Annotated in this window: 15 protein-coding genes; 8 read left to right on the top strand and 7 right to left on the bottom strand. The window is 62.3% G+C overall.

What is annotated here, in order from left to right; all coding sequences use genetic code 11:
• Positions 1 to 170: 170 nt before the first annotated feature.
• Together nhaA and TU79_RS09950 are read left to right on the top strand one after the other, a co-directional pair.
• Complete coding sequence (gene nhaA / locus TU79_RS09955) at positions 171 to 1346, top strand: Na+/H+ antiporter NhaA (RefSeq protein WP_057007825.1); 1176 nt, start codon at positions 171 to 173, stop codon at positions 1344 to 1346.
• Positions 1347 to 1643: 297 nt separating this feature from the next.
• A complete protein-coding gene (locus TU79_RS09950) occupies positions 1644 to 1979 on the top strand; it encodes a hypothetical protein (RefSeq protein WP_057007824.1) in 336 nt (111 codons plus the stop codon).
• Positions 1980 to 2069: 90 nt separating this feature from the next.
• Here TU79_RS09950 and TU79_RS09945 read toward each other — a convergent pair whose 3' ends face one another.
• The 6 genes from TU79_RS09945 to dinG form a co-directional block, all read right to left on the bottom strand.
• The gene (locus tag TU79_RS09945; RefSeq protein ID WP_057007823.1) at positions 2070 to 2534 is read right to left on the bottom strand and encodes an outer membrane lipoprotein; all 465 of its coding nucleotides are present in this window, start codon (positions 2532 to 2534) and stop codon (positions 2070 to 2072) included.
• A gap of 263 nt (positions 2535 to 2797) precedes the next feature.
• Complete coding sequence (gene pdxH, locus TU79_RS09940) at positions 2798 to 3445, bottom strand: pyridoxamine 5'-phosphate oxidase (RefSeq protein WP_057007822.1); 648 nt, start codon at positions 3443 to 3445, stop codon at positions 2798 to 2800.
• A 27-nt stretch (positions 3446 to 3472) separates the two neighbouring features.
• Complete coding sequence (locus TU79_RS09935; RefSeq protein WP_082638449.1) at positions 3473 to 4657, bottom strand: OmpA family protein; 1185 nt, start codon at positions 4655 to 4657, stop codon at positions 3473 to 3475.
• A gap of 141 nt (positions 4658 to 4798) precedes the next feature.
• Complete coding sequence (locus tag TU79_RS09930) at positions 4799 to 5944, bottom strand: serine hydrolase domain-containing protein (protein ID WP_057007941.1); 1146 nt, start codon at positions 5942 to 5944, stop codon at positions 4799 to 4801.
• An 82-nt stretch (positions 5945 to 6026) separates the two neighbouring features.
• Positions 6027 to 8324, bottom strand: coding sequence for a beta-galactosidase (locus TU79_RS09925; protein ID WP_057007820.1), 2298 nt, complete (start codon positions 8322 to 8324; stop codon positions 6027 to 6029).
• Between the two features lie 91 nt (positions 8325 to 8415).
• Positions 8416 to 10560 (bottom strand): ATP-dependent DNA helicase DinG, encoded by a 2145-nt coding sequence (dinG, locus tag TU79_RS09920; protein ID WP_057007819.1) that lies wholly within the window; start codon positions 10558 to 10560, stop codon positions 8416 to 8418.
• Positions 10561 to 10659: 99 nt separating this feature from the next.
• On the opposite strand from dinG, the gene TU79_RS09915 reads away from it, so the two are divergent.
• Positions 10660 to 11124, top strand: coding sequence for a CopD family protein (locus tag TU79_RS09915; protein WP_057007818.1), 465 nt, complete (start codon positions 10660 to 10662; stop codon positions 11122 to 11124).
• A gap of 107 nt (positions 11125 to 11231) precedes the next feature.
• Here the strand turns inward: TU79_RS09915 and TU79_RS09910 are convergent, their stop codons facing one another.
• The gene (locus TU79_RS09910; protein ID WP_057007940.1) at positions 11232 to 11990 is read right to left on the bottom strand and encodes a hypothetical protein; all 759 of its coding nucleotides are present in this window, start codon (positions 11988 to 11990) and stop codon (positions 11232 to 11234) included.
• A 172-nt stretch (positions 11991 to 12162) separates the two neighbouring features.
• Between TU79_RS09910 and TU79_RS09905 the strand changes: the two genes are divergently transcribed.
• The 5 genes from TU79_RS09905 (at position 12163) to TU79_RS09885 (ending at position 16435) form a co-directional block, all read left to right on the top strand.
• Complete coding sequence (locus TU79_RS09905; protein ID WP_057007817.1) at positions 12163 to 12660, top strand: DUF6231 family protein; 498 nt, start codon at positions 12163 to 12165, stop codon at positions 12658 to 12660.
• A gap of 3 nt (positions 12661 to 12663) precedes the next feature.
• A complete protein-coding gene (locus TU79_RS09900) occupies positions 12664 to 13134 on the top strand; it encodes a YchJ family protein (RefSeq protein ID WP_057007816.1) in 471 nt (156 codons plus the stop codon).
• A gap of 23 nt (positions 13135 to 13157) precedes the next feature.
• Positions 13158 to 13640: an LEA/WHy family protein gene (locus tag TU79_RS09895; protein WP_057007815.1), complete on the top strand. Its 483-nt coding sequence runs from the start codon at positions 13158 to 13160 to the stop codon at positions 13638 to 13640.
• The gene (locus TU79_RS09890; protein ID WP_003231158.1) at positions 13637 to 13837 is read left to right on the top strand and encodes an SEC-C metal-binding domain-containing protein; all 201 of its coding nucleotides are present in this window, start codon (positions 13637 to 13639) and stop codon (positions 13835 to 13837) included. Before TU79_RS09895 ends, TU79_RS09890 begins: the two co-directional genes overlap by 4 nt.
• Before the next feature lie 156 nt (positions 13838 to 13993).
• The gene (locus TU79_RS09885; protein ID WP_057007814.1) at positions 13994 to 16435 is read left to right on the top strand and encodes a penicillin acylase family protein; all 2442 of its coding nucleotides are present in this window, start codon (positions 13994 to 13996) and stop codon (positions 16433 to 16435) included.
• Positions 16436 to 16623 lie beyond the last annotated feature (188 nt).

The raw sequence follows: 16623 nt of genomic DNA, 5'->3' as shown, positions 1-16623 counted from the left end.
ACGCATCACACAGATACAGTGACGACTCAATTGGACACACAATTGCTAGGCTCAGCTGCAACCCTGACTCAGCCCTCCCCTTATAACAAATAAGAATATAACTTTTGTTTTAACAACTAACGGTACGGGTTAGGGTAGCCGCCTATTGACTCTGGATTGGAGAGCATCCCTTGCCTCTGCGTAGCTCGTTTACCCGTTTTTTCCAGCTGGAAGCCGCCAGTGGCCTGCTGCTGATCGCGGCCGCCGCCTTGGCGCTGATCATCAACAACTCACCGTTGTCGCACCTGTACGGCGCGTTTCTCGATGTGCCGGTGGTGGCGCAGATCGGCGCGCTGAAAATCGCCAAACCGGCCCTGTTGTGGATCAACGACGGCCTGATGGCACTGTTCTTCCTGCTGATCGGGCTGGAGGTCAAGCGCGAACTGCTTGAAGGCCACCTGTCCAAACCGTCCCAGGTGGTGCTACCGGGTGCCGCCGCCATTGGCGGCATGGTGGTGCCGGCGCTGATCTACTGGGCGATCAACAAGGACTACCCCGCCGCGCTTTCCGGCTGGGCGATTCCGATGGCCACCGACATTGCCTTTGCATTGGGCGTGCTGGCGCTGCTGGGCAAGCGCGTGCCGGTGTCGCTGAAACTGTTCCTGATGACCCTGGCCATCATCGATGACCTGGGGGCGATCATCGTCATTGCATTGTTCTACTCGGCCGAGCTGTCCAGTGTTGCGCTGGCCGGTGCGGCCGCCTGCCTCGTGGCCCTGATCGCGATGAATCGGCTGGGCGTGGTCAAGCTTGGGCCGTACCTGATCATCGGTCTGATTCTGTGGATCTGCGTGCTCAAGAGCGGGGTGCACGCCACCCTCGCCGGGGTAACGCTGGCGTTCTGTATTCCGTTGCGCACCAAAAACGCCGAAACTTCACCGCTGCTGAGCCTGGAGCACGCGCTGCATCCGTGGGTGGCCTATGCCATCCTGCCGCTGTTCGCCTTCGCCAATGCCGGGGTTTCCCTCACCGGCGTCACCCTGGACAGCTTCACCCACCACGTGCCCATGGGTATCGCAGCCGGCTTGCTGATCGGCAAGACCATTGGCGTGTTCGGCCTCACATGGCTGTCCATCAAGACCGGCCTCGCCGCCCTGCCCGCCGGTGCCAACTGGGGGCAGGTGTTCGGCGTGGCGATCCTGTGCGGTATCGGGTTCACCATGAGCCTCTTCGTCGGCTCGCTGGCGTTTGTGCCGGGCGCCAGCGAGTTTGCCGGGGAGGATCGAATGGGGATCCTCACCGGGTCGATACTCGCGGCGTGTATTGGTTATGGGGTGACGGCGGTGGCAAGTCGCAAAAAGGCCTGACTTTTAGCAGGAGCCGGTGAGCCGGCTCCTGCTTCATCCAAGTCCCCCTTGTTTCGCAGTTCCGTCCTACATCCACCCTCCTCGGCTTGCTCTAACGTCGGCACCCGGCTTCTATGCCGGATCTCGTTAAGCACCGGGACCGGCGGGTATCGACACTTGAGCTCATGAGTGAAGCTGAGTTAGCGGCCCGGACAGCAGTGGCGTATTCGCCAAGTCATGCAACTTGCCGGACGCACTCATCGATTATCACCATCCGACCGGTTATGTCCCTCTGGGAAAACTATTGGGAGATACCAAATGACTATGCGATACCACGATCCATCATTGGATCACGATAAAGCAGTCCGTTATTTAGCAACGACGGATAGAAGCAAGGTAACAGAGGCATTAATCTCGATTGGGCTGAATGAAATGGACGGAGGATGGGCACAAAACACGTGCTTCCAGTTTATCGGGCACCCTGACGATGACATCGCATCAGCCGCTATCGTAGCGATAGGTCACATCGCACGTCGATTCGGAGAGATAGACATGACGAAAATCATCCCGGCGTTCGAACAAGCAAGAAGAAGGGGCACCGCGCTATCCGCATCCGTGAATGATGCGATGGATGACATCGAGATGTTTACCTGACGCCCGGAAATAAACGCCGCGAAAAGCATCAGAAACGAAAAAACCCCAACCAGTCACCCGGTTGGGGTTTTGTGTTTCCACGACCGACGTTTAGCGCGTAACGCGGCTGGTGCCATCAACCGTCATGATGCGCACGCGATCACCGATACGGAAGATTTCATTTTCCTGCACGGCCTGCACATAAGCGCGGGTGCTGCCGTCGTCTTCGCGAACGGTGATTTCCACACCCTGGGTGCGGGTCAGGCCTTCTTCGGTGGCCGAGCCTAGCAGGCCACCGGCGACGGCGCCGATGACGGCGGTGACGATGCTGCCACGGCCGCCGCCGATGGCGCTGCCGCCCACGCCGCCGATGACTGCGCCTGCAGCGCCGCCGATTGGGGTCTTGGTGCCTTCGATTTTCACCGGACGCAGGGATTCGATGGTGCCCATGCGAACGGTCTGCACACGACGTGCTTCGTCACGGGAGTACGAGTCGCCGGTCAGACTCGAGGCGCAGCCACCCAGCAGCAACGACAGGGTGGTAAAGCAGGCAGCCAGTAAAACGGACTTACGCATAGCATCAACTCCAAAGGACAGGTATTCATTAGACGCCGCCACTTGCCGCCTGTCACGACACGCGCGGCAGAAAATTGCTTTCATTCAGCCAGAGTACAGACTGCCATCACCCGAAAACTCGACGAACGGTGTTCCCGTCCCTCTGCGGATAAAATCCGACAGCGCTCCATCAGTGTAGTCGCACGGCCGAAAGCGCCCGGAATCTGTCGAGTAAGACTCCAGCGCAGCGGGCATTATTCAAGTGGAGTGACGGAAGGTGAAGCTCAGGGCGCAAGGCGCTCGCGTGTCCAGTCGGTGCCTTGCAGGCGGTAGTTCAGCCGATCATGCAGGCGGCTGGAACGGCCTTGCCAGAACTCGATACGCTCCGGCAGCAAGCGATAGCCTCCCCAGTGCTCGGGGCAGTCGGGCCGGGTATCGCTGAAGCGTTCTTCGGTGGCCTTGAGCAGCGCCTGCAGTTCTTCACGGTCACGAATGACCTTGCTCTGCGGCGAAGCCCAGGCACCCAGCCGGCTGCCCAAGGGACGAACCTGATAATAAGCATCCGATTCCTCGTGCGAAACCTTGACCACCCGTCCCTCGATGCGCACCTGGCGCTCAAGGGTCGGCCAGAAAAAGGTCATGGCCGCGAACGGACGCGCCGCCAGTTGCTCGCCCTTGGCGCTCTGATAGTTGGTAAAGAAGGTAAAGCCCTGCGCATCCAGGCCCTTGAGCAACAGGATGCGGCAGTGCGGGCGACCATCCTCGTCGACCGTGGCCAGGGTCATGGCATTGGCCTCGACCGGGGCCTGCTCGGTGCTCACCGCATCGGCAAACCACTGGCGGAACAAGGCAAACGGCTCGCTCGGGGCGTGGGCCTCGCTCAAACCGTCCCGTGTGTAATCACGGCGCATATCGGCCAGTGCCTGGGTCATGCGGCTTTATCCTTGTGGTTCAACGACTCAGTTTTTCGCCTGATCAGCCGCAGCGGGGGCATCGGCCTTGGCCTTGGCCGGAGCGGTTTTCTTCGCAGCCGGTTTGGCCGGGGCCTTTTTGGCGGCTGGCTTGGCAGCGGCTTTTTTGGTGGCAGCCTTTTTCGCTGGAGCCTTGGCCGCAGGTTTGGCAGCCGGCGCCGGTGCAGGAACATTCTGCACGGCGACCATTTCAGCCACAGGCGGGGTCTTGCCCGAGTTGTACTTGCTCAGCAGCGCCAACATGGTTGTACGCTGGGTGAACATGATTTCCATGCGACGGTTCAGCGCACGGCCCTGGTTGCTGTCGTTGGCCGCACGCGGCATCAGGTCACCCATGCCGCGCAGCATCAGGCGGTCCTGCTTCAGGCCGCTGAGGCTGAAGATCGAAGCGATGGACTGTGCACGTTCCTTGGTCAGTGCCTGGCTCGCCGGAGCGGTGCCGGTGGCATCCACGTGACCGAGCACCAGTACAGCGGTTTTTGGATCGGCTTCAACGGCCTTGGCCACCCGAGTGAACGGGCCCAGGGTCACCGGCAGCAGCATGGCCGGACGCTTGGGGTTATAGGAGCCGTCAACCGGGGCGATCACCACCAGTACATTGTCGCGACGTTCCAGTTGCAGGTTGCTGTCCTTGATCGCTTCACGCAGGCGTGGCTCGTAGTCGTCCAGCCAGGCCTGGGTAATTTTCGGGTCAGGCATCTGCACGTTGCTGACGTCGACCTTGGCCAATGGCTTGGGCTTGCTTTCGAACGGCCACCACCAGTGGGTTTCGGTGTCGGTCTTGGCGACGGCAGGCGCAGCGTCCGAAGCCGGCGTGGCGGCTTTGACGTCAGCTTTCAGATCAGCCTTGTCGGCGGCGGCCTTGTCGTCGGTGCTCTTGGCGCCGAACGGCCACCAGTTGAAACCGCTGTCGGCCTTGGCCGCCGGCGCAGGGGCGGCTGCGGTGGCAGGTGCAGGGGCCGCAGCAGCGGCCGGAGCCGGCGCGGCTGGCTTGGCACCTGGAGCGGGCTTGGCGTCCGGCTTGGCGTCGGTTTGGGTCACTGCGTCCTTGGTAGCAGCCTTGTCAGATCCAAATGACCACCAGTGCCCTCCTTCGGCATCATTTTGTGGCGTTTGCGCGCAACCCGTAATAGTGAGGCACAGCGCCAGTGCCAAGGACTTGTTCGATAACATGAGATATCCACACAATGAGAAAAACCGAAGGGTCAGGTTGACCCGTTAAACCGACGCGTACAGAACATTGAAATTACATTATTCCGTCAGCGTCTTCTTATAATCGCATTTGTAACAAAAAATTGTGAAACGGCAAGCGGTTTACAGACAATCGGCCAATATTCCGACCAACTTCTGTGCACGCGGGTCCATAAGTACGTAGGGACCTAATGTATTAGTCACGAAACCAAATGCAACATCATGCTCCGGGTCGGCAAACCCCACAGAACCACCCGCGCCAGGGTGCCCGAACGCACGTGGGCCAAGGCCGAACGTCGCGTTGGGCAGTTGCGGCTGATCCAGCATGCAGCCCAGGCCGAAGCGGGTTTGGGTCAATAATGTTTTATCCGGCCCGATACTGTGTTCGCGGGTCAACTCTTCGAGCATGTCGGCTTCCAGCAAACTACCGTCGAGCAAACCACTATAAAAACCCGCCAGACTGCGCGCATTACCGTGGCCATTAGCGGCCGGCTGCTGCATGCGTCGCCACTCGGGTTTATTAGTGCTGGTCAGAATGGATGGCGGATTGGCAAATGCGCGTGTCGTCATGGCCGCCGGTTCACGCATCATTACTTGCAATAAACGTTGTGCGGCTTCGTCGCCCACGGTGCCTTTACTGCGCGCTATATGGGCAACACGATAAAACTCTTCATCTGCCAGGCCCACATGAAAGTCCAGACCCAATGGCCGTGCAACCCGCGCCACGATGGACTCCCCCGGCCCACGCCCATCGGCGCGGCGCAGCAGCTCACCGACCAGCCAGCCGTAGGTAATCGCCTCATAGCCATGGCCCTGGCCCGGCTCCCACCACGGGGCCTCGGCCGCCAGGGTGTCGACCATCAGTTGCCAGTCATAGAGCGCCTCGGCAGGCAACATCTCGCGGATCGCCGGCAACCCGGCCTGATGGCAGAGCAACTGGCGCAGGGTGATGGCTTGCTTGCCGGCGGCGGCAAATTCAGGCCAGTAGTTGGCCACTGGCGCATCCAGCCGCAGCTTGCCCTCGGCCACCAGTTGCAGGGCCGCAACCGCCGTAAAGGTCTTGGTACAGGAGAACAGGTTGACAATGGTGTCGCTGTGCCAGGCCTCGGCCCCGTCCTTGTCGGCGGTGCCGGCCCACAGGTCGACGACCGTTTCGCCACCGATCTGGATGCAGAGCCCGGCACCACGCTCCTGCGGGTCATCGAACAACGCGGCAAACGCTTCGCGCACAGCTTCAAACTGGAGCGCGTAATGACCCTGAACCTGCACCGAAGCCCCCTCGGAAAACGCCGTTAAAAGTGGCGGACATTGTTCCAGCCCTTGTAGGATTTGTGAACCCATCAGCGCGGAATCAATGGCCATTCCCGGAATGCCCACCGGCATGCCCGGCCCCCTTTCCCACGCCCTCGCCCGCCGGCCCGGCCTTGCCGCCTTCATGCTCACGCACCGCGCCGGCCGCCCTGGCTTGCCCGGCTGCCTTGCCCAGTTGCTCGACCGCCGTCAGATTGCTCTTGCGCACGCTGTCGACAAAGCCCTGGAACGGCACATCGGTTATACCCACCAGCCCGAAGTGCCCGTTTTCGCCATCCAGCAAGCGGCCGGTCACCGGCTGGTCCAGGTACTGAAACCAGTGCACGCCAACAATCGATGGCTCAGCCATGGCCTGCGTGAGAAAGGTGTCGTACGCCGCACCACGCTCCTCTTCCCGGGCCAATTGCGTCACGCCGCCCCAGAACGGGCCACGGTCGGCGGAGCCGACGTTGAACTCGGTGATCAGCACCGGTTTGTCCAGCGCGCGCAACGCGGCGAAGTCGTAGCCGTCCTGAGGCTTGAGCGTATACATGTTGAAACTCAGCACATCGCAATACTGCGCACACGAGGCCACGGCTTCGGGCGTGCTCACCGCATAGCGCCCGCCCAGCAGCAACTGGTTGGGCGCATGCCATTTCAGCGAATCGGAAATGGTCTTGAAGTAGGCATCGGCGAAGGTCTTCTGGAAATACTTGAAGTCGGCTTCGATTTCCGGGTGCTCCGGGTTGGGCATCGGCGGTTCAAAGCCCGGATCTTCCATCAATTCCCAGCCCGCCAGTTGAATGCCCCAGGCTTTGGAGAGGCCTTCTTCGTTGCGGTATTTGTCTCGCAGTTGCTTGAGGAACGCACGCTTGGCCGGGACGTCGGTGGTCATGCGCAAGGTGCCGTAGGCCAGCGCATAGCGGGACTTGGGATCATCACCGGGACCGGCCCAGGCCAGTTCGTTGTCGGCAAAATAGCCGATCAGCCAGGGGTCGTCGCGATGGTCGCGGGCCGCAATGGCCACGGCGCGCTCGGTGGCCATGGCGAAGCGCGGGTCGAACGGATCGGGCATGCCGCCCCACCAATCGGTGCCAGTGCTGATGCTGGCGTAATCACCGACGATCGACAGCGGCAAGGTGTACGGCACGCGTTCGGCGTCGGCCAGGTCCTCGTCGCTCCAATTACCAACGGTGTTGAAACCCCAGGCTTGCAGGCGGTCGAGGGTGTGGTTGACCCAACGCTTGTGGTCAAAGTGTTCGCTGCCGTAGATACGTTGCAGGTTGGCACCGTAGAAATCGTACCAGCGCCCCGAGGCGAAGTTGCGGCCTTCGCCCGAACCGTTGCCGGTGCGGTTGTCGCTGCTGCCGTAATATTTGTCGAAGGGTTCACCAGCCTTGGGCAACGCAGCGAACATCCATTCGCGACCGCCCACGTAGGTCTGGTTATTGTCCGGGGCGATGGTATTGACGCCCAGCGAGTAGAACGGATGGCCCAGCGGCGTGACCAGGTACCAGCGCCCGTCGCGCTTCTCGGTGCGGAAGAAACCGCTGGCCTCGAAGGCCGGCCCCTTGTTCCAGCCACCGAATGTGTCCAGTGAGGACTTGTCGCGCTCAGCCAGCCAGCCTTTGAGCTGTTGTTGCTCCCGGGCGGCGGCGGCCTTGAGTTGCTCGTCGCTGCTGACCTTTTCCGGCCAGCGCGCACGGGTGGATTGCCCATAGGCGTCGACCAGTTCGCCATAGGCCGCCTTGATCACCGGTTCGATATCCTGCACGCGAAAGCGCTCCAGCAGAATGCTTTGGGCGGCATTGGGATTGAGCATCGACAAGGTCACCGACACCACCTGGCTGCGGTCGATTTCTCCACTGCTGGCGGCCAGCAACACGCGCTGGCCGTCGAGGCTGATCGGCATCGGCGGGCCGGCCTTCATGCCCTGGCTCAAGGGCGAATTGGCCTGCAGCGGGACCAGCAAGGTCTGCGCCGGGCCGGCCGGCAGGTCGATGCGGCTGACCAGGGTCTTGCCGTCGCTGCTCTGCACCTTGACGTAGAGGGTCAACGCCCAGTCCATGGCGCTCTGGATACGCAGGCTCATGGCGCCGGACTGCGACCAGTCCCAGGTGCCGCTCTGAGGGCTGAGCACCAGGCTTGGCTCGGCTGCCGGGTTGAAGGTGATACGGCGCAGCACCTCGCCTTCGGCGGTTTGCTCGGCGTTGTACTGCGGCAGGCTGGCGTCCTGGGTCGCCACCTTGACCACGTCAGCGGGGCGCACGAAGTTGAACAGCGTTTGTTGCCCGGCCGCCGCGGCCATCACGGGCGCGGCGAACAGCAGGGCAAAAAGAGCGGGCAGCGTGCGAATCATACGAGCAAGGTTCTCCAGACGGCCGGTGAATGGCCTGATGAAATACGTCGATAACAGTGACCACGAAGTGGGCGAATTCGCCCACGGTGGTTTAGGAAATTTCACGCCGGAACGGCGGCAAGGCATTCAGGATCGCCTTGCCATAGCGCTGGGTGACCAGGCGCCGATCAAGCAGCGTGATGGTGCCCCGGTCTTCCTCGGTACGCAGCAGGCGACCGCAGGCCTGCACGAGCTTGAGTGAAGCATCCGGCACCGAGATTTCCATGAACGGATTGCCGCCGCGCGCCTCGATCCATTCGGCCAGTGCCGCTTCGACCGGGTCATCCGGCACCGAAAACGGGATCTTCGCGATCACTACGTGTTCGCAGTAGGCGCCCGGCAAGTCCACGCCTTCGGCAAAGCTGGCAAGACCGAACAGCACGCTGGAATCGCCGCCATCGACCCGCGCCTTGTGCTTGTTCAGGGTTTCCTGCTTGGACAGGTTGCCCTGGATGAACACTTGCTTGCGCCAGTCACGGTCGAGGCCGTCGAACACGTCCTGCATCTGTTTGCGCGAGGAGAACAGCACCAGGGTGCCGCGCGACCCTTCAACCAGGCCCGGCAGGTCACGGATGATCGCGGCGGTGTGGGCCGGCGCATCGCGCGGGTCGGCCTTGAGGTCCGGCACGCGCAGCACGCCGGCGTCGGCATGGTGGAAGGGGCTCGGCACCACGGCGGTGACCGCCTTTTTCGGCAGGCCGGCACGCATGCGAAAACGGTCGAAGGTGCCCAGGGCGGTCAGCGTGGCCGAGGTGACCAGGCAGCCATACGCCACGTTCCACAGGTTACGCCGCAGCATTTCAGCGGCGAGGATCGGGCTGGCATTGACCTCGATATCAAACAGCGCGCCGCTTTCCGACAGGGTCAGCCAACGCGCCATGGGCGGGTTGTCTTCCGGGTCTTCGACGGTGAAGGCGGTCCACAGCTCCCAGTTGCCCTGGGAGCGGGACAACAGGCTGCCGAACAGCGGGTACCATTCCTCGGCCTGATTGCTGGCGATGCCGATGTTGACCTCGCCGTCCATGCCTTCCTTGAGCAGATCGGTGAGGCGCGTGAACAGGTCGGTCAGGCGCGAAAAACCCTTCTTCAGCTCAATTCCCATTTCGCGCATGTGCTCGGGAATCAGCCCACCAACAAAACGGTGACGCGGGCGCTCACGGCCTTCCACGTCTTCGCCGGGCTTGAAATCGGCCACCTGCTCGCAGGCGCTGAACATGAACTGCTGCTGGGTCTTGATCTCGCGCGCCAGCTCCGGCACCTGCTCGATCAGCTTGCCCAGGTCGCCCGGCAGCGGGTGCTGGGCGAGCAACTTGGTAAGGTTCTTGGCGGTGGTTTCCAGCCAGTCGGCGGTGGAACGCAGGCGCGTGTAATGGGCGAAATGGCCGATGGCCTTGTCCGGCAGGTGGTGGCCTTCGTCGAATACGTAGAGGGTGTCGCGCGGGTCCGGCAGCACGGCGCCGCCGCCCAGGGCCAGGTCGGCCAGCACCATGTCGTGGTTGGTGACGATCACGTCGACCTTGCCCATGCCTTCGCGGGCCTTGTAGAAGGCGCACTGGCCGAAGTTGGGGCAATGACGGTTGGTGCACTGGCTGTGGTCGGTGGTCAGGCGTGCCCAGTCGGCATCTTCGAGGGCGGTGGGCCAGCTGTCGCGGTCACCGTCCCATTTATTGCCGGCCAGTTTCTCGATCATGCTGGTGAACAGTTTCTGGCTGACCTCATCAACTTCGATCTTGAAGCCTTCCTCTTCGAACAGCGAGGCGGTGGCGGTTTGCGCATGGCCTTCCTGCAACAGCACGTCGAGCTTGGACAGGCACATGTAGCGGCCGCGCCCCTTGGCCAGGGCGAAGGTGAAATTCAGGCCGCTGTTGCGCATCAGGTCAGGCAGGTCCTTGTAAACGATCTGCTCCTGCAGGGCGACGGTGGCGGTGGCGATCACCAGGCGCTTGCCGGCGGCCTTGGCCGTGGGAATCGCGGCCAGGCTGTAGGCCACGGTCTTGCCGGTACCGGTGCCGGCTTCAACGGCCACGACCGCAGGGTCACCCTCGCGGCGGCCTTCGTCGTCGGTGTCGATATCCCCGAGGACTTTCGCCACTTCGGCGATCATCAGGCGCTGGCCATAGCGCGGTTTCAAGCTCTTGGCTTCGAGAAAACGCGAGTAGGCGCCCTGGATCGTGGTTTTGAGTTCAGTGCTGATCATGGATAGTCGGGCGCAAAAAACGCTGGATAAATTTTCAGTGGTTCGGATCGGCCGCTATCATACCCCGCTAATTAATCCCGCGCAGAACGGAGTACCACAATGACCGTCTTCAGCCTCGCTTACACCCTGCATGTACTGGCCGCCCTGATATGGGTTGGCGGTATGTTTTTCGCCTGGATGATCCTGCGTCCCGCCGCTGTGGCGGCCCTTGAGGGCCCTGCCCGGCTCAGGTTGTGGGCAAATGTGTTTCAACGTTTTTTCGTGTGGGTATGGGTGGCGGTGCTGGTTTTGCCGATCAGCGGTGTGGGGCTACTGCAACTGCGCTTCAGCGGCTTTGAAACGGCGCCGCGTTACGTGCAGGTCATGATGGGGTTGTACCTGGTGATGACGGCGTTGTTTATCCGCATCCAGGCGTTGAAGTTTCCGCAATTGCGCGCGGCGGTGGCGGCCGAGGACTGGCCGGCGGGCGCTGCTGTGCTGGGGCAGATTCGCCGGCTGGTGGGCGTCAATGTGATTGTGGGGTTGGTGGTGGTGGCGGTTGCTTCGGCGCGGCCGATGTTCTGAGGGGGCCTTTGGTCCGCTATCGGGAGCCAGCCCCCTCCCACATTTGAAGGTATTCACAGTTCAAACTGTGGGAGGGCCTGGCGCCCGATAGCATCAGGCCAGGCAACTCACAGCCGCTGGATAGTCACAGACCCTGCCGGCCCGGCCGGCCCCGGCTGCCCTTCCAAACCAGGCCGGCCCTTGTCGCCGCCATCGGCGCGGTACACCACGCAGCCCTTCGATTGGCCGCCCTTGCCTGGTTTGCCCGCAGTACCAGCCAAGCCACCAGGCCCGCCATCGACCCAGACCTTGATGCTCTCGGCCGGGAAGTCCTGCGGCAGTTCAACCCGTACCGTCGCCCCTGCTGCCCCCGGCAATCCGTCGCCGCCGTTATCACCGTTGAAACCGCGACCGGCCGAACCCCAGGTGCAACCCGGGTCTTCACCATTGGCGCCATCGAGCCCGGCATAACCCTGGGCACCGGCGCCGCCACGGGCGTCCACCGACAAGACTTCAGCCGTCAGCGCGTTGATCCGCAACGTGAGATCGCGCCCTGCCCTGGCCGGTTTTTCATGGGTGCCCGGGGCTCCCCGCGAGGTGATCTGACTGCCGTGTTCCAGTTGAGCCTGGCGCACCTGCAATTGCAGCGCGGTATTACCCGGCACGATGGTGATGCGTGCTTCGCGGCCCAGGTGCAGTTCATCCACCGTCACTTGGCTGATCGTCGCCGGAATCAGCAAAGTGCCGTAATCCGCCACGTCCAGGCGCTCGAGTTGCAACACGCTGGTGCTGCTGGGCAGGCGCATCAATGAGTTGGTTTCGACACTGACGCTCTGGGCCAGGGCAATGGGGCTGGCCAACAGGGCCAACAGAAAAACCTTACGCATCATGGGGCTCCTGACTCTTTTCAAATTGTTATCCGGGCCACAGTAACGACTTCTGCAGGCGATTTGCCAGTGAAGCATCAAAAAACTTCAGCAGCGCTTTTTCTGTCGCCCTTGCTCTAGGCCCGCAGGCGCAGCCGCGCTAGTCTCTACGGCTCTGACGTGAGGATCCGTGATGATCGCCGGTATTTCTGCCCATACCCCCCAGCAAGCCCTGGCTGCCCTGCTCGACCTGCACCAGCCCAAACGCCTGCTGCTGTTGGGCGCCAGCCGGTTTCCGGCGCTGGAGGCGTTTAAACAGGCGCACCCCGACACCCACATAGCCGTCGCCGAACCCGGCCCGCTGCCTGCTCACCTGGCGGCGCAGCGCTTTGACCTGGCGCTGGCGGTCGATTGCCTGGAACACCTTTCCAAGCCACAGGGCCTGACCCTGCTCGGCGGCATCCGCAACCTCAATGCCAGTCGCATCGCAGTGCTGGCAGACCTCGATGCCTGCGGCTGGAAAGACACCGACTTCTTCTCGTTGGCCCTGCAGGCCGGCGAGCGTTTCCAGCGCGACGAACAGGTGCTGACGCTGTTCACCTACGATCTGCTTGACTATAAACAGGTGCCGGACTGGCTCAATGCCCGCTTTTGGGCCAACCCGGAAAATTTCGGAAAGTATTGGTGGTAACCCATGAGCACACCCATTTGCCCCTGCGGCAGTGGCAACCTGCTGGATGCCTGCTGCGGCCATTACCACAACGGCCACCCGGCGCCCTGCGCCAGCGCGCTGATGCGCTCGCGCTACAGCGCCTATGTGCTGGGCCTGATCGATTACCTGGTGGCGACCACACTGCCGGCCCAGCAACCCGGCCTCGACCGCGCCGCCATCGCTGCCTGGAGCGCGCAGAGCACCTGGCTGGGGCTTGAGGTGGAGAGTTCCGAAGTGCTCGGCGGCCAGCCGGAACATGCCTTTGTGACCTTTACCGCTCGCTGGCATGACAGCACGGGTGAACATAGTCACCGCGAACAGTCTTCTTTCGTACAGAATGACGGGCGCTGGTACTTCATCGACCCCACCGTTGAGGTGAAGGTCGGGCGCAATGATCCGTGCCTGTGCGGCAGCAGACAAAAATTCAAGAAATGCTGCGCAGGCTACCTCTAACACCACCAGAACAGGGACACGCCATGCTTCGTATATTCAGCTTGATGCTGGCGTTGACCCTGGGCCTTACCGGCTGCGCCTCGTGGTTCGAGGACGATTCGCCGCCGCCCCATGTGTCGCTGGTCAAGGTCGAAGTGGTACGCGCCAAGTTGCTGGAGCAGAAATTCAGGCTGTATTTCCGCGTGGACAACCGCGACGACGCCGACCTCACCGTGCGCGGCCTGATCTACAAGGTCAGCCTGGGCGACTTCGTGTTGACCGAAGGCGAGTCCAATGAATGGCTCACCGTGGCGCCGCGCAGCCATGCGGTGTTCAGGGTGTCGGTGCGCACCAACCTGTGGCCGCAGATACGCGAGGTGGTGCATATGCTCAAAAACCCCGACCGGCCCGTGCCCTATCGCCTGGAGGGCGAGCTGAAAACCGGCTTGTTCATCGGTAATGACGTGCAGGTGGCCCACAATGGCGAGATAATCCCCGGCGATTTTATTCCGGAGCGACATCGATGACTCAGCAACCCCATGTCCATGGTCCTGACTGCAACCACGATCACGAGCACCATGATCACGACCACGGCCATGTTCACGGCCCCAACTGCGGCCACGCTCATCAGGAGCCGGTGCGCAACGCGTTGAAGGACGTTGGCCGCAACGATCCCTGCCCTTGCGGCAGCGAGAAAAAGTTCAAGAAGTGCCACGGGGTCTAAGTCACCCTGAAGCTGTAAATGTGGGAGGGGGCTCGCGCCCGATGGTGGTGAACCAGTCAACAGATGCAACGACTGGCACTCAGCCCTCGGGCGCTAGCCCCCTCCCACATTGATGTGCGATGTTTTATCCAAAACTACCCCCGCAGGAGCTTTGCCATGGCCTCGCCAGCCCTCTCACGTTTTCTTCCCCGGTTCGGCGTTGCCGCGGCAGTGGCCAGTGCGTTAAGCCTGGCTGGTTGCCAGCTCCAGAGCACCCAGGACACCCTGCCGCCCGTTGCCGGCGTGCAGCCGCTCAAAGGCCTGGCCCAGAATGTATCGATACGCCGCAATGCCCAGGGCATGCCGCTGATCGAGAGCAACACCTTTCACGATGCGCTGTTCAGCCTCGGCTACGTGCACGCCAGCGACCGCATCACCCAGATGGTCACCCTGCGCCTGCTGGCCCAGGGCCGTCTGGCGGAAATGGCCGGCCCTGACGTGCTGGATGTCGACCGCTTGATGCGCGCCGTCAACCTGAAAAAAAGCGCCGGCGAGCTGTATAACGCCTCTAGCCCACGCCTCAAGCGCTTTTTCGAAGTGTATGCGCGCGGGGTCAATGCCTACCTGTTCCGCTACCGCGACAAGCTGCCGCCGGACCTGGCCCAGACCGGCTACAAGCCCGAATACTGGAAGCCGGAAGACTCGGCGCTGTTGTTCTGCCTGCTCAATTTCAGCGAGTCGGCCAACCTGCAGGAAGAGCTGTCTTCGCTGGTGCTGGCGCAAAAAGTCGGCGTCGACAAACTCGCCTGGCTAACACCGAGCGCGCCGGACGAACCCATTCCGCTGGCCGAGGCAGAGAAGCTCAAAGGCGTGAACCTCAGCCAGATCACCGGCCTCGCCGGGCTGGACACGGTCAGCCAGCAACTGAGCACGCTCAATGCGCTGGCGGTGACCACCTCGAGCAACTGGGCAATCGGCCCGCAACGCAGCCGCAGCGGCAAGAGCCTGTTGGCCAATGACCTCGCGGCCCAGCCGCAAGCGCCGTCGCCGTGGAGCTACGTGCAGATCCGCGCACCGAAATACCAGGCCGCGGGCGCCTCGATTGCCGGCCTGCCGACCTTGCTGTCCGGTTTCAACGGCAAAGTGGCGTGGAGCATGAGCACGGTCAAGGGCGACACCCAGGACCTGTTTCTGGAGAAGGTCAAACGCCAGGGCAGCGCGTTGTACTACGAGAACAACGGCAAGTGGCTGCCGGCCGGCGTGCGTAACGAAACGTTCTTCATCAAGGGCCGTGGCTCGATTCGTGAAGTGGTGTACGAAACCCGCCACGGCGCCCTGCTCAACAGCAGCCAGGCACTCACCAGTGGTTTTGGCCTGGCCCTGCAAACGGCCGACCTCAAGGACGACAAGAGCCTGGATGCGTTCTTCGACCTGTCCCGCGCGCAAACCATCGGCAAGGCGTCGGACGCCACCCGCGAAATCCGTGCGATTGCGCTGAACATGGTGTTCGCCGACGCCAGCAGCATTGGCTGGCAGGTCACCGGCCGCTTCCCCAACCGCCGCGAAGGCGAAGGCCTGCTGCCCTCGCCGGGCTGGGACACGCGCTTTGACTGGGACGGCTACGCCGACGCGATGCTGCACCCTTATGACCAGGACCCGGTCCAGGGCTGGATCGGCACCGCCAACCAGCGCACCGCGCCGCGTGGCTATGGCATGCAACTGTCCAATTCCTGGGACGCACCGGAGCGCAGCGAGCGCCTGGCCCAACTGGCCAACGCTGGCAAGCATGACAGCCGCAGCATGATCGCCATGCAGTACGACCAGACCACCCCATTCGCCGCCAAGCTCAAGACCATGTTCCAGGCGCCAGGCATGGCCCAGCCGTTGAAACAGGCGATTGCTGCGCTGCCTGCGGCCGAACAGGCCAAGGCGCGTGAAGCCTTGGGCCGCCTGATGGCGTTCGATGGCCGCCTGGCGCCATCCTCCGCCGACGCGGCGATCTACGAGCTGTTCCTGCAGGAAAGCACGCGGCAGGTCTTCCTCGACGAACTCGGCCCGGACACCAGCGCCAGTTGGAAAGCCTTTGTCAGCAATGCCAACCTCTCTTACTCGGCCAACGCCGACCACCTGCTGGGCCGCGAAGACAGCCCGTTCTGGGACGATGTGCGCACGGCGCAAAAAGAAGACAAGCCCACTATCCTTGCCCGCAGCCTCGCCGCCGCGATCAGCGCCGGCGACAGCCAGTTGGGCGCCGATCACAAAGCCTGGCAGTGGGGCAAACTGCACAGCACCACTTGGAAGAGCGCCAGTGGCCAGGTCATCCGTGGCCCGTTTGCCAACGGTGGCGACCACAACACCCTGAACCCGGCGCCGTACAGTTGGGGGCAGAGCTTCGACACCACGCAGGTGCCGGCACTGCGCATGATTGTCGACTTCGGTCAGGTGGAACCGATGATGGGCCAGGGCGGCAGCGGTCAGTCCGGCAACCCGGTCAGCCCCGACTATGCCAATGGCATTGACCCGGCGCTCAAGGCGCAGTACCTGAGCTTCCCGATGCAGCCGCAGAACTTCGAAAAGGTGTATGGCAAAAACCGGCTCACCCTGACGCCTGGCAAGTAACCCGGAAACTGAAGAAGCCGAGTCACAATGTGGGAGGGGGCTTGCTCCCGATAGCAAAGTGTCAGTCACTGCATTTATGGACTGATCCACCGCTATCGGGAGCAAGCCCCCCTCATACCGTTGAACCCCATGCATTCAGATAGAACTTACCCGCTCGCCCCCGCCTCAAAATAGACAAGCCCACCTCC

Source organism: Pseudomonas trivialis, assembly GCF_001439805.1.
Classification (GTDB): Bacteria; Pseudomonadota; Gammaproteobacteria; order Pseudomonadales; family Pseudomonadaceae; genus Aquipseudomonas; species Aquipseudomonas trivialis.
The sequence above is the reverse complement of the archived record's forward strand: the minus strand, read 5'-3'. Positions and strand labels throughout refer to the sequence as shown.

Excerpts from the sequence above, each read along its gene's own strand:
- TU79_RS09950 (WP_057007824.1), top strand. The coding sequence starts at position 1,644 with ATGACTATGCGATACCACGATCCATCATTGGATCACGATAAAGCAGTC.
- TU79_RS09945 (WP_057007823.1), bottom strand. The coding sequence starts at position 2,534 with ATGCGTAAGTCCGTTTTACTGGCTGCCTGCTTTACCACCCTGTCGTTG.
- pdxH (WP_057007822.1), bottom strand. The coding sequence starts at position 3,445 with ATGACCCAGGCACTGGCCGATATGCGCCGTGATTACACACGGGACGGT.
- TU79_RS09935 (WP_082638449.1), bottom strand. The coding sequence starts at position 4,657 with ATGTTATCGAACAAGTCCTTGGCACTGGCGCTGTGCCTCACTATTACG.
- TU79_RS09925 (WP_057007820.1), bottom strand. The coding sequence starts at position 8,324 with ATGATTCGCACGCTGCCCGCTCTTTTTGCCCTGCTGTTCGCCGCGCCC.
- dinG (WP_057007819.1), bottom strand. The coding sequence starts at position 10,560 with ATGATCAGCACTGAACTCAAAACCACGATCCAGGGCGCCTACTCGCGT.
- TU79_RS09915 (WP_057007818.1), top strand. The coding sequence starts at position 10,660 with ATGACCGTCTTCAGCCTCGCTTACACCCTGCATGTACTGGCCGCCCTG.
- TU79_RS09910 (WP_057007940.1), bottom strand. The coding sequence starts at position 11,990 with ATGCGTAAGGTTTTTCTGTTGGCCCTGTTGGCCAGCCCCATTGCCCTG.
- TU79_RS09905 (WP_057007817.1), top strand. The coding sequence starts at position 12,163 with ATGATCGCCGGTATTTCTGCCCATACCCCCCAGCAAGCCCTGGCTGCC.
- TU79_RS09900 (WP_057007816.1), top strand. The coding sequence starts at position 12,664 with ATGAGCACACCCATTTGCCCCTGCGGCAGTGGCAACCTGCTGGATGCC.
- TU79_RS09895 (WP_057007815.1), top strand. The coding sequence starts at position 13,158 with ATGCTTCGTATATTCAGCTTGATGCTGGCGTTGACCCTGGGCCTTACC.
- TU79_RS09890 (WP_003231158.1), top strand. The coding sequence starts at position 13,637 with ATGACTCAGCAACCCCATGTCCATGGTCCTGACTGCAACCACGATCAC.
- TU79_RS09885 (WP_057007814.1), top strand. The coding sequence starts at position 13,994 with ATGGCCTCGCCAGCCCTCTCACGTTTTCTTCCCCGGTTCGGCGTTGCC.